The sequence below is a fragment of the Photobacterium sp. HL06 genome (genome assembly GCF_059552575.1).
On sequence record NZ_CM183914.1, the window covers coordinates 185,955 to 198,570 of the forward strand.

Consider the following 12,616-nt stretch of genomic DNA (forward strand, 5'->3'; position numbering starts at 1 on the left):
GGAGTGATATGATCCTGCCGTTTTTGAATCATTTGCTGTGGGCCTGAGGTGGCACATTGGCTGGGGTTGTAAGCGTATTATGAAATATCTTGTTACCGGTGCGGCCGGTTTTATTGGCAGTGCAGTCACCGAGCGGTTGTGCGCACAGGGCCATGAAGTTATTGGTATCGATAATCTGAATGATTATTATGATGTCGCCCTTAAGCAGGCTCGTCTGGAGCGGATTGCCCATCCGGCATTCACTTTTATCAAGCTGGATCTGGCCGATAGGGAGGGCATTGCTGCCCTGTTTGCGGAGCAGCAGTTTGACCGGGTGATCCACCTAGCAGCCCAGGCAGGGGTGCGTTACTCCATTGATAATCCGATGGCCTATGCCGACAGTAACCTGGTGGGGCACCTGACGATACTGGAAGGCTGTCGCCACCACAACATCCAGCACCTGGTATATGCCTCTTCGAGTTCGGTATACGGCCTGAACCAGAAAATGCCGTTTGATACCGCCGACAGTGTCGACCATCCGATCTCCCTGTATGCGGCGACGAAAAAGTCCAATGAGCTGATGGCCCATACCTATTCCCACTTGTACGGCGTGCCGACTACCGGTCTGCGCTTCTTTACCGTTTACGGTCCGTGGGGACGTCCTGACATGGCGCTGTTCAAGTTCACCAAAAAGATTGTTGATGGCGAGCAAATTGATGTCTACAACAATGGCGATATGCGCCGTGACTTTACCTATATTGACGATATTGTCGAAGGTATCATCCGTATCCAGAATGTGATCCCAGAGAAAACGGCAGACTGGAGCGTTGAAGCCGGCACGCCGGCAACCAGCTCGGCACCTTACCGGGTGTACAACATCGGCCATGGCAGCCCGGTCAAGCTGATGGGGTTTATCGAGGCGATGGAAGAGGCGCTGGGTATTGAGGCGAAGAAGAACTTCATGCCGATGCAACCGGGCGATGTCTATGCAACCTACGCCGATACCCAAGACTTATTCGAGGTTACGGGTTACAAGCCTGCAGTGAAAGTGAAGGAAGGGGTAAAAGCCTTTGTCGACTGGTACCGTGAGTTTTATCAGTGTTAACTGTTTATCACTACGGATGAAAAAAGGAGGCATCAGCCTCCTTTTTTTGCCTTTCGTACCGTTATCAGCCATGAAGTTTTTTGACCAGGGCCTCTGTCACATACGGGTCGACAAACTGGCTGACATCGCCTTTGTGCAGCGCGACTTCCTTGACGATAGTCGAAGAGATAAACGAGTTTTCTTCTGCCGGGGTCAGGAAGACGGTTTCCAGCTCCGGCATCAGGCGGCGGTTCATGTTGGCCAGCTGAAACTCATATTCAAAATCCGAGACCGCACGCAAGCCCCGTACCAGGATATTGGCCTGGTATTCCTTGGCAAAATCGACAAGCAGCCCTGAAAAGCCCACTATCTCAACATTATCAAGATGCTTGGTGATGGCTCTGGCCAGTTCTACCCGTTCCTCCAGGTCAAACAGCGGCTTCTTGCTCGGGCTGTATGCAATACCCACGACGACATGGTCGAACATGGCCGCGGCGCGCTCGATGAGGTCAAGGTGGCCGTTGGTGATGGGATCAAAAGTGCCGGGATAGATTACACGGGTTGTCATAATTAATACCAATAATAGTGATGTTTTTGAGCTTGACCGAATTTAGGCTATAAGCATATCGAGTGTAGATTTAACCCTGTCGACGTCAATATCTTTCATGATATCAGTGCCTTTGACACGGGTTCCCCAAGCCAGTTCGCCAATCGGTTTGCCGTACTGTTGCTCGGCATGCTGGCTGTAGACACTCGCGACATAGTCAAGGCTGTTATACGGTCCGGTTCTTTTCGGGTTACTGTGGGCGTACAGGCCGATCACCGGGGTACCCTGGGTGGTGGCTAGGTGGGCTGGCCCGGTATCCGGAGCCAGTACCACGTTGGCCTGGCCCAGCAGGGCGGTCAGCTGTTTCAGGCTGGTCTGGCCGATCAGGTTAGTGACCGGGTGCTGGCACAGGCCTTCAATCGCTTTGCCGAGTTCGATTTCGCGCGGGGCCGGGGAGCCGCAGAGGATCACCTTCATCCCCTTGTCGGTGGCATAATCGGCAAGCTCTGCATAGCGCTCGGTCAGCCAGTTACGTTCATCCTTGCTGGCAGCCGGAGAGATCACGAGGGTGGGGGTGCCTTCGGTATATTGCTTGGCAAAGCTGATATCCTGATCTGACAATGGAATATGCCACTCGGGGCGTTCAAAGGGCACGCCGAGGTATCTGGCGAAATCGGCAAAGTTATCCAGCACATGGAAGGCATTGGTATTCGGCAGGTGCTTGTTGGTAAACAGCCACTGCCCTTCTTTGGTGCGGCTGCGGCTAAAGCCGATCCGATACTTGGCCTTGATCCCCAGTGACAGGACGCTGGCTCGCAGTGCGGCCTGCATGTGCAGCAGGGCATCGAAGCGTTGTCCTTTCAAGGCTGACCAGACAGCGCGCATGCCGGCCAAGCCGGCTTTCTTGTCGAATATGACGACTTTGATGCCGGGAAGATTGCCAACCAGCTGGGCCTCTATTTTCCCTGTGATCCAAGTGATTTCGGTTTGCGGCCAATGTTTTTGAATAGCCTGGACAACGGCAATGGCGTGGCAGACATCACCGATGGCAGATAGCCGAAGAATACATAATGATTTTGGCGGAGAAGAAAAGAGCGCCATTGCTTATACCCAGTAATGATTTGAAGATGGAATTATGCAGTTCAGGTAAGTGATTGTAAAATACTCTGTCAAATCCAGCCTGGAGTATTAGCGTGCAAGAAATCCTATCCGGCAACCAGCGTATCTGGTTCGATCCTGAATTATTGCCCGAGCAGCCTGAAGCCTGCTTCGATCCTGATTACTGGCAGCAGGCCGGGCGGGTGATTGGTTCAGCTCAGGGAAGAGGAACAACCTGGTTTGTCCGTGGCGAAAAACTGGATATGGCACTGCGCCACTACCGCCGCGGCGGGCTATTCGGCAAGCTGGTCGAAGACTCATACTGGTTCAGCGGCTGGCACAAGACCCGCTGCGCCGAAGAGATCGCCCTGCTGGACAAGCTGGTGAGGGGCGGGGTGCGGGTGCCGCGACCGGTAGCTGCCCGGGCCAGCCGTAACGGCTTGCTTTACCAGGCCGATATCCTGGTAGAAAAGATTGCCGATGCCCGTGATCTGGTCGGGATCCTGCAACAAGAAGAGCTGCCGGAAGCGATCTGGCAAGCCGTCGGGGCCATGGTGCGCAGGATGCACGATCTTCAGGTGTGTCATACCGATCTCAACAGCCACAATATCCTGCTCGATAGCCGGCAGCAGGTATGGCTGATTGACTTTGATAAATGTTATGAGCAGGCTGGCGAATCCTGGAAAGTGAACAACCTGTCCCGCCTGCAACGTTCCTTTATCAAGGAGCAGGGCAAGCGGGGGATCCGTTTCACCGAGCCATGCTGGCAGGCTTTGCTGGAAGGCTACGGCAAAGCCTAGGGCGCTTCCTGGTTAGCCAGCTGCTGATTGAGGGTTGCCAGCGTTTTGTCGACCGCTCCCTGGTTTTGTTTGACGACCTGTTGTGCTGCAGCCCCCATTTTCTGCTGCTGCTCATCATCACCAAGGAGGGAGATAAGCATCTTAGCCAACGAGTCAGGCCCGTCGCAGACCCATACCGCCCCGGCATCCGTCAGCTGCTGGGTGATATCGGCGAAATTGTAATAGCTTGGTCCGGTAATGGTCGGCTTGCCCAGTGCGGCCGGCTCGAGCATGTTGTGGCCGCCGACGGTATCGCCGAGCAGGCTGCCGCCCATAAAGGTGATGTCCGCCGCGCCCTGGAAAATCAGCATCTCACCCATGGTGTCGGCCAGGTAGATCTGGGTGTCGGTGGAAACGGCTTTGCCGCGTGTGCGGCGGACATAGCTGAAATCGTTGTCGAGACACAGCTGCTCTACCTGATTGAAGCGCTCGGGGTGGCGTGGCACCAGGATCAACAGGCTGTCAGGCAAGGCTTGCAGAACTTGGTCGAAAGCCTTCAGAACCTGCTCATCCTCTCCCTTGTGGGTGCTGGCCGCCACCCAGACCGGACGTTGAGAACCTAGCTGTTGGCGCAGGGCGCCTGCCTTGTCGCGCACTTCCTTTGATATCTGGATATCAAACTTGATTGAACCGGTGACCGTGACGCGACTGGTCGGAATACCGAGGCTTATGAAGCGGTCTGCATCATCCTGGTGCAGGCAGAGCAGGTGGTCGAGATGCCTGCCCAGTAGATTGAAAAGTGGTTGGAAGCGGTGGTAGTTGCCGGCAGAGCGGGCGGACAAGCGGGCATTCATCACCATCACCGGCACACCGGATTGATGGACAGTGGCAAGTGTATTAGGCCATAGCTCAGTTTCCATGATCAGCATTGCCGAGGGGCGGACTGCCTTGAGAAAACCGCGGACACACCAGGCAAAATCGATTGGCATATAGCGATGCTCAACCAGATCCCCGAGCTTGGCAATTTGCTCTGCGCCGGTGCTGGTCGTCGTGGTTACAACGATAGCCTGGCCTGGGTTTAGTGCTTTCAGGGCCTTGATCACCGGGATGGCGGCAATGGATTCGCCGACAGAGACCGCGTGGATCCACACGGGATGTTTTCCGCTCGTCGGCGGGGTAAAACCGAAGTGCTCTTTCCAGCGCGGGCCGAACTTGGGTTTGTTGGGCTTGCTCTTGTAGAGCGGGTACAGCAAAAGGGGCGAGAGCAGTGCAAGCAGCAGGGTGTACAGGAGGCGAATAAACATAATTTGACGTTCAGCATTAGGGGATAGCCATATTATAACGAGTTATACGATCGAGAACAGGCTGGGAAATTTCACAATCTTCAGCGTGATTCAGTTAGACTATGTGCCATCAAAGAGCACTATTGATGACGGGGGTCGTACAAGTGGGGCAGCATAGCAGACGTTATTTGATGTATATCGCCCAGAATTATTCTTATGCCATCTTGCGGCCATTGCAGAAAGCGATTTTGCAGCAAGGTGGTGAGGTTTGCTGGTTTCTTGAAGGCAAGCAAGTGAACCCGGCTTTCTTACATCCCGACGAGCAAGTATTGCATTCGGTTGAAGAAGTAAAGGCCTGGTGCCCAGACGCAGTTTTTGTTCCGGGCAATGTGGTGCCAAGTTTTATTCCTGGAATAAAAGTTGGCGTCTTCCATGGCTTTAATTCAGGCAAGCGCAATCGCCGTGGCCGGGAAGATCATTTTGAAATCCGTGGCTGTTTTGATATGTACTGTACCCAGGGGCCAGATACCACACTGCCCTTTGAGCAGCTGGCGGTAGAGCACGGCTTCTTCCGTGTAGCCCAGACCGGCTGGCCAGCTTTAGATCCGCTGTTTATTCCGATGCAGGATAATCCATACATAAGCCAAGATGATAAGCGTCCTACAGTGCTGATGTGCTCGACGTTTTCCCGTAACTTGACATGCGCGCCGATCCTTTATGAGAAAATCAGAGCATTGGCAGCAACAGGAAAGTGGCGATGGTTGGTTCAGTTCCACCCGAAAATGGCTCCCGAAGTTGTAGATAAATACAAGGGATTGCAGAGTGACAATCTCCGCTTTGTCGAGACAGACAATGTGCTGCCGCTGTTGCAGGCGGCTGATGTGATGTTGTGCGACACTTCTTCTGTATTGCTGATGTTTTTGCTGCAGCGCAAGCCGGTAGTGACTTTCTGTAACCAGTCACCAGCCAACCACCTAATCAATATCACCGAGGTTGAAGAGGTCGAAGGGGCCCTAGAACAGGCGTTGCAGCGTCCGACGGCATTGATGGACGAGGTTGAGCGCTACTGCCAGCTTATTCATCCTTACTCAGATGGGGCGTCGAGTCTCAGGGTGCTTGAGGCAACCGATAACATGATCGACAGAGGCCGGACCGGGCTGAAAAGCAAACCCCTAAACCTTTTACGTCAGTTTAAAATGCGTAAAAAAATGGGCTACTGGAAATGATGAAAGCCTTGCTTTCGAATAGATACTGATAGTTTATATTTCATTATATAATGCTTTGGAGTGAGTAAGTGAAAAAAATCAAAGTGCTAGCGATAACACACCATAACAGAAAAAATATTAACCCGATTAGACCTGAAGCCTCTCAGATTATTGGCTTTCATAACTCTGGCGATATTGATGTTACAGTGATGTGTAATCCTGACTCAACATTAATACCATTCTTTGAAAAAGAAGGTATTAATGTTATTACTGACTCATTAGATAAGAAGATCAACATATCTACAATATTGAAAATTAGAAAGTATATTATTGAAAATAAGGTAGATATTATCCACTTATATAATAATATTGCCTGTTCTAATGGCTGTTTAGCTGCGATAGGACTAGATGTTAAAGTGGTTGCTTATAGAGGGCAAACAGGCAATATAAGTAGAATAGATCCATTTAGCTATTTAACACTACTGAGTCCAAGGTTGGATAAGATTATTTGTGTTGCAAAAGCTGTTGAATATGATTTGAAAAAACATGTTTGGGGAAATAAAGATAAAGTTGTAACAGTATATAAAGGACATGATCAATCATGGTATCAAAAACAACCTGCAGATCTGTCTTTTTTAGAATTACATGAAGATAGCTTTAAAATTTCATTAGTAGCAAACCTCAGGCCAAGGAAAGGTTTGCATATATTAATGGAAGCCCTGGCATTGTTACCAAATGATATGAATATTGATGTTTTGCTTGTGGGGGCAGACCCTCAATCAGAAAAAATTCAACAGATGATTGCTCGTAGCGGTAAACCGGAAAAGATTCACGCTTTAGGCTACCGTGAGGATGCACCAGAAGTCGCAGCGGCTTCAGATCTGACCATACTTCCAACAACCAAGAGAGAGGGACTATGTCGCGCGGTGTTGGAAGCTAACTCTTACGGTATACCTTCCATTGTATCCGATACTGGGGGCAATGCCGAACTGGTAGCCGATGGAGAAACGGGAATCGTTGTTCCTCCTAGCGATGCTAAAGCACTAGCGGAGGCGATACTCAAACTCTACAATAACCGCTTGTTGTGTGAGCAATTTGGTGCGGCGGCTAAGCAGCGTGTCATTGATAAATTTAATGTAGAACAAGGCGTTGATGCCACATTGACATGTTACAAAGAGCTCCTAGATTTAGAATAAGTTACAGTATTTTCATTCAAAAGTTGGGGGACTGCTAGGTTCCCCATTTATTCTGGTTATTCAACGTTAATAATATCTATAGCGGTTATTTATAGTACTTTCTAGTTCGCTTCCTTATGCTTTTTAAAAGCTTACCTAATACCTTGTTGTATATCTGATCAGTGTTTTTGAACATATGCATGATGTAGTGCTTTTTGACTATCAATTGACGCTTAAATGTATTTTTCTTGGTTGGGTTTCTATCCATATAACTGAAATAGCGTAATAGAGACCGTTTATTTCGCTGATGATGATAAAACCCACTTTGATTTATATTATTACTATAAAATTCAAAGAACAGCGTCTTAAGATATTTTATTTTAGCAATAGATTCAATCACTTGATGCCCTACACCATAAAAGTGTAAATAATGTGTTATAGCCGGATAACGTAAAGCTATCTCTTTATCTTCAGCATTAAAAGGATCAAAAATAATGGTAAACCGGGTCAGTTCAATATCCTTAAAGTGCTTTTTTTTATCCGAGTTTGGTGGAAGTAATGGAGTAAAAAGCAAAGCTCGATCGATATTGAGCAGCGAAGAAAAGTGTGATATTCCATATGCACCCATACTTGCCCCATAACCTAGTCTTTCAGGAAATTTTTTCAGCATTAATGATATATTATGAAGGTGTTCTTTTAGCTCAGGACACAAAAACCAATGGTTTTCATTTATTGTATTAATTGCCACAACATTAATCTTTTGTTTAGCCAAAAACTTAAAACACCACGCATGCACCCCAGCATTTACTTGCTTTTTTGTGAGTAACATTCCTGCAGGGTTAAAACACACAACGACTGGCTTGTCATAGTCAAAAAAAGCGTACTCTATTAATGAGTTACTAATAACAACTCGGTCTTCATTTCCCATCGCCATATCGTCCATTTATAAACTGAAATTACCTGTTATTTTTTATATCGAGGTTTTAAAGATACTGCCTCACGCAAGAATCTCTGTGACCACTTTTTACTACTGCTGCCAAAGTTATGCGGTCCCTGGGGACCTAAATAGTGATAGAGAACCTTATCCACAAAATGTGCTTTTTCTCCCGCCATTTCTAATAACGGAGAGGTTAAGTACTTATCACTACAGCGCCTAACATATTGACCATCTTCTGTTACTAAATCTTCAAGTTTTATTTTTTTGAGCTCTAGCCAAGACCTTATACGTCCAGTGTACAAATAGAAATTAAGCGTCTTTTTAACTTCTTCAGCCGTCAAGGTTAAAGACGCAGGGTTAACTTTTTTCCATAGCGAGTATTTGAACGTTTTTAAGTGATTGGCGCGCCACTTAACATATCGATATAGATTTAGTTTTTGGATAATAAATGGGTACGCTGAGCAGTTAGCACCAAGCTTGCCATTAATAGTGTAAGAACCAAAAGTCATCCAACACTGTTTCTCATCATAGACTTTTTTAAGGTATTCTAGAGCATTCGAATCAGCAAGTGCATCATCCCCATCAATGAGTACAATAACATCATCATCATTGGGCTCAGCCAGCTTTATTGTTTCAGCAATGTTTCCCATTGAATAGAGCTTTTGGGGATGGCGAATTAAATGAAATCGCTCATCTGAACTGATATTTTCCTCAATTACTTCGCAGCTGTTATCCGTAGACAAATCGTCACCAAAATACACTTCAAAGTTGGAGTAAGTTTGTTCTTTTAATATGTCAATGTTCTTTTTAAGGTGCTCTGACATATTATACACAGCACTAATGACAATAAATTTCATCGCTATTCACACTTTTATTTATGTTATTTGTTGTTTTTGTAGCTAAATTTCCACTGAGCAGCAAGTACATACTGAAAAGATAAAAAACAAATGGGTGTGATCTTTCAAACGGCATATCAGTTAAACTTAAAGTTAGGTAAATACTAATCAACACCCAAATTAATGTCCTATTTTCTACTCCTTTCGATGAGCAAAGGGGGTAAATGACCAATAGAAGAGTAATCACAATACCAAATATTCCATATTTAGCTAAGTCATTAATCCACTGATTATGAAAATGCTTGAACTTTGCAGCTTCTTGGTTATAGGTATTTTCCTTAATCATTTGTTCCTTTATCTCTACCTGCCCAGTATCACCGACCCCAAGTAACCAGTGAGATTTTATAATTTGAACCCCAGCTTTCCACATTTGTAGACGTAATCCAATAGAGGTGTCCATCTTGTCGGATTGAATTTGTTGAAATTCCCATACGGTGCGTTCAATACGTTTCTCGATTGGGTTTTTTAGCATAACCCCAACAGATAACAGAATCAGAATCGAAGAAAAGACAACCTTAGAGTTCAACATTTTTAGGTTGAAAACACGAATAAGCAATATCACAGATCCCACACCAAATGCCAACCATGGGCCTCGTGAAACAGACAGAATTAATGGGAATAGTGCAGTAGCTGCAAGAGCTAATGAGACTAACTTAAGTGTCTTGTTTTTTTCAACTAGAGCGAAATAGATATTCGCATTTATTAAAAATGCACTAACGATCCCAACCCTTATAGGGTTAATTGTCCAGTGTCTATTAAATAAATTACCGTCAAAATATTGAATTAGTAAAAATGGAATAGTACTGGCAGATAAAAGCCAGATTAAGTTTCGAAAAGAAAACCTATCCCAGTAACTATGAGGAAGAATAGATAGATAAATTAAGCCTAAACTAATTACTCTAAATCTGCTAGAAGAGATCCCATAAGTAAAATAAGCTACAACAGCAAACACAAAATTCAAAGATATTAACCATAAGAACTTATTTTGTCTTATGTTTTTCAGGATATCCCTATAACCGACAAATGAAAGTCGGAAAATTAGAGCAAGCAATATCAATACATTAAGAATTTTGTCACCATTTGCGAATACAAACATCCCACTAAAGCACCAAAACAATGGTAGTAGTATTATTGACTCAATTATTAATTCTTTGTTTCTTTTAATCATATCTTGCATATCTAATCTTATATTTTATATGGATTTTTGCCGCCATTAGGGCGGGTTTTCAATAAGCGTAAAATCCACATGTACTGCTCAGGTCTTGTGCGAATAAAGTCCTCTAGGCAGGCATTCATCATGCGGGCATCTTGTTCCTCTGTCTCCAGCGGGAAAGGATCAAGCGGTGGTCTGACTTCAATTTCATACTGGCCTGTTTCCAGGTTATAGAGTGCCATCAGCGGGACAACCTTGGCCCGGCTGAGCTTTGCCAGCCCCGACATGGTGGCTTTGGTAGTTGCAAAAAAATCGACAAACACGCTGTGCTCCGGCCCCAGGTCCTCATCGGGCAGGTAATAGCCCAGATAACCTTCTTTGATCGAGCGGATATAAGGCTTGATCCCGCAGCTTCGCTCAAAAATTCGACCGCCGTATTGTACACGTTGCAGGTGCATTAACCAGTCTGTCAGCGAATTTTTTTGCTTCTTGGCCATACCGATCACAGGGTGACCGCGCGATGTCAGCAGCACCGCGGGGACATCAATGGCCCAGGTATGCGGGGCCAGCAGGATGGTATTGCTTCCGGATTCTGCCTGGGCCTTAAGGTGTTCTTCGCCCCGGATTACGGTATTTTGCTCCAGCCAGGTTCCCCAGTATTTGGGATGCAAAAATCCCCATTGGAACCGGGGATTGTAGGTTTGTTGATCAAGATGGTCTTTCATTTAGCGGGTGTTCACTATTGCTTGTTGAGGGTTGCCATATATTCAGCTACCCCCTCAGCCACTGACTTAAACGGCTTGTCGTACCCTGCCGCACGGACCTTGGTCAGATCCGCCTGGGTAAACGCCTGATAGCGGCCTTTCAGGTGCTCAGGGAACGGGATCTCTTCCACTTCACCTTTACCGTGGTGCTTGATCACGGCCTTGGCCACTTCACGGAACGATTCGGCATTACCGGTACCGCAGTTGAAAATACCCGAGACACTGTTTTGCCAGAACCACAAGTTCACCTGGCAGACGTCGCCAACATAAACAAAATCTCGCTTGAAGGTATCGGAGCCTTCGAATAGCTTTGGGTTATCGCCATTATTGATTTGGGTGTTGAGGTGGAAAGCCACCGAGGCCATGCTGCCTTTATGCTGCTCGCGTGGGCCGTAGACGTTGAAGTAGCGAAAGCCAGTGATTTGGGATAATGTCTCGCCATGCTCTTCGGCATCTTGCCACAGGCGGCGGACATAGTTGTCGAACTGCTGCTTGGAGTAGCCGTACACATTCAGCGCGCCTTCATACTGCTTTTCTTCGATGAAGTCATGATCGCGGCCGCCGTAGGTTGCTGCCGAAGAGGCGTATAGGAACGGGATCTGGCGCTCCAAACAATAATGCAGCAGCTCTTTCGAGTACTCATAGTTGTTCAGCATCATGTATTTGCCATCCCACTCGGTGGTGGCCGAGCATGCACCTTCATGGAAGACAGCATCGATAGGGCCGAATTCGTCACCGGCCATGATCTGGGTGATGAAGTCTTCCTTATCCATGTAATCGGCAATATCCAGATCAACCAGGTTGGCAAACTTGGTGCCGTCTTTTAGGTTATCAACCACCAGGATGTCGTTGCGGCCTTGCTCATTCAGAGCCTTTACGAGGTTGCTGCCGATCATGCCGGCGCCACCAGTTACAATAATCATGGCTATTCCAGTCTTCGATACATTGGGACAACGGCCGCATAACTGCCACCGCTATAAATATTCTTTGTGATAACATTACACTATTGCCATCGGGCGACGGAAGTGAGAAGCAAATGAAGACCCGCGACAGAATTATTCAGGCAGCACTGGAACTTTTCAACGAAAGTGGTGAGCCAAACATAACCACGAACCATATTGCCGCTCATCTGGGGATCAGCCCCGGCAACCTGTATTATCATTTTCGTAATAAAGAAGAGATTATACACAGTATTTTTGATGAATACGCCCGGGATTTAAGTATTCGTTTTCAGCCTCAGGATGAATCGAATGTAACTGCTGATAATTTATTGGGTTATCTCGATGCCGTGTTTATGCTGATGTGGCGCTATCGTTTTTTCTACGCCAATCTGCCAGATATCTTGCGCCGGGATCCTGAACTGCAGCAAAAATACCTGGCCGCCCAGGAAGAGCTGCACCAGAACATTATGGGGATGATGAACAGCTTTCGCGCCAGCGGGCTGCTTGATCTTGATGATGACGAGCTGCTCAGCCTGGCCAATACCCTGAAACTGGTGGCATCCAGCTGGATCTGCTACCAGACGACCCAGGCCGTAGGGGCAAAAATCACCAAGGCCGTTATTTATCAAGGGGTACTGCAGATGCTAAGTATTGTCCGCCCACTGGCGACGGAAAAAGGAAAAGAGCAGGTTCTGCAGCTTGAATCGCACTACTGTGAGCAGGTAACACGAGATACCTAGAGCACTATTACGGGCAGCTAAAAAGCTGCCGTCAT

At 47.1% G+C, this 12,616-nt stretch carries 13 protein-coding genes; 5 read left to right on the plus strand and 8 right to left on the minus strand.

All coding sequences use genetic code 11. The features are described 5' to 3' along the window. The first annotated feature begins 79 nt into the window (after nucleotides 1-79). The gene (locus AC51G0_RS00860; RefSeq protein WP_496300296.1) at nucleotides 80-1,084 is read left to right on the plus strand and encodes an NAD-dependent epimerase; all 1,005 of its coding nucleotides are present in this window, start codon (nucleotides 80-82) and stop codon (nucleotides 1,082-1,084) included. A gap of 64 nt (nucleotides 1,085-1,148) precedes the next feature. Here the strand turns inward: AC51G0_RS00860 and coaD are convergent, their stop codons facing one another. Next, nucleotides 1,149-1,631: a pantetheine-phosphate adenylyltransferase gene (gene coaD / locus AC51G0_RS00865; protein ID WP_496300297.1), complete on the minus strand. Its 483-nt coding sequence runs from the start codon at nucleotides 1,629-1,631 to the stop codon at nucleotides 1,149-1,151. Nucleotides 1,632-1,673: 42 nt separating this feature from the next. Continuing rightward, the gene (locus tag AC51G0_RS00870) at nucleotides 1,674-2,711 is read right to left on the minus strand and encodes a glycosyltransferase family 9 protein (RefSeq protein WP_496300298.1); all 1,038 of its coding nucleotides are present in this window, start codon (nucleotides 2,709-2,711) and stop codon (nucleotides 1,674-1,676) included. Nucleotides 2,712-2,803: 92 nt separating this feature from the next. Here AC51G0_RS00870 and AC51G0_RS00875 point away from each other — a divergent pair, with 92 nt between their 5' ends. Beyond that, complete coding sequence (locus AC51G0_RS00875; protein ID WP_496300299.1) at nucleotides 2,804-3,508, plus strand: 3-deoxy-D-manno-octulosonic acid kinase; 705 nt, start codon at nucleotides 2,804-2,806, stop codon at nucleotides 3,506-3,508. On the opposite strand, the gene waaA is transcribed toward AC51G0_RS00875, so the two are convergent. After that, nucleotides 3,505-4,791: a lipid IV(A) 3-deoxy-D-manno-octulosonic acid transferase gene (waaA, locus tag AC51G0_RS00880; protein WP_496300300.1), complete on the minus strand. Its 1,287-nt coding sequence runs from the start codon at nucleotides 4,789-4,791 to the stop codon at nucleotides 3,505-3,507. The genes AC51G0_RS00875 and waaA overlap by 4 nt on opposite strands. 125 nt (nucleotides 4,792-4,916) lie before the next feature. Here waaA and AC51G0_RS00885 point away from each other — a divergent pair, with 125 nt between their 5' ends. After that, nucleotides 4,917-5,996 carry a CDP-glycerol glycerophosphotransferase family protein gene (locus tag AC51G0_RS00885; RefSeq protein ID WP_496300301.1) on the plus strand — a complete coding sequence of 360 codons (1,080 nt, stop codon included), beginning with the start codon at nucleotides 4,917-4,919 and terminating at the stop codon, nucleotides 5,994-5,996. 68 nt (nucleotides 5,997-6,064) lie between these two features. Next, entirely contained in the window at nucleotides 6,065-7,171 is a 1,107-nt protein-coding gene (locus AC51G0_RS00890) for a glycosyltransferase (RefSeq protein ID WP_496300302.1), read from the plus strand. 85 nt (nucleotides 7,172-7,256) lie between these two features. On the opposite strand, the gene AC51G0_RS00895 is transcribed toward AC51G0_RS00890, so the two are convergent. From AC51G0_RS00895 to rfaD, 5 genes are read right to left on the minus strand one after another with little or no spacing between them, the layout of a single operon-like run. After that, nucleotides 7,257-8,093 (minus strand): hypothetical protein, encoded by an 837-nt coding sequence (locus AC51G0_RS00895; protein WP_496300303.1) that lies wholly within the window; start codon nucleotides 8,091-8,093, stop codon nucleotides 7,257-7,259. Nucleotides 8,094-8,113: 20 nt separating this feature from the next. Then, nucleotides 8,114-8,944, minus strand: coding sequence for a glycosyltransferase family 2 protein (locus tag AC51G0_RS00900; protein ID WP_496300304.1), 831 nt, complete (start codon nucleotides 8,942-8,944; stop codon nucleotides 8,114-8,116). After that, entirely contained in the window at nucleotides 8,925-10,160 is a 1,236-nt protein-coding gene (locus tag AC51G0_RS00905; RefSeq protein ID WP_496300305.1) for an O-antigen ligase family protein, read from the minus strand. Before AC51G0_RS00905 ends, AC51G0_RS00900 begins: the two co-directional genes overlap by 20 nt. 8 nt (nucleotides 10,161-10,168) lie before the next feature. Then, nucleotides 10,169-10,861 carry an LpxL/LpxP family acyltransferase gene (locus AC51G0_RS00910; protein ID WP_496300306.1) on the minus strand — a complete coding sequence of 231 codons (693 nt, stop codon included), beginning with the start codon at nucleotides 10,859-10,861 and terminating at the stop codon, nucleotides 10,169-10,171. Between the two features lie 14 nt (nucleotides 10,862-10,875). Then, nucleotides 10,876-11,823, minus strand: a complete 948-nt coding sequence (rfaD, locus tag AC51G0_RS00915) for an ADP-glyceromanno-heptose 6-epimerase (RefSeq protein WP_496300307.1) — start codon at nucleotides 11,821-11,823, stop codon at nucleotides 10,876-10,878. A 113-nt stretch (nucleotides 11,824-11,936) separates the two neighbouring features. Between rfaD and AC51G0_RS00920 the strand changes: the two genes are divergently transcribed. After that, nucleotides 11,937-12,581, plus strand: coding sequence for a TetR/AcrR family transcriptional regulator (locus AC51G0_RS00920; RefSeq protein WP_496300308.1), 645 nt, complete (start codon nucleotides 11,937-11,939; stop codon nucleotides 12,579-12,581). Nucleotides 12,582-12,616 lie beyond the last annotated feature (35 nt).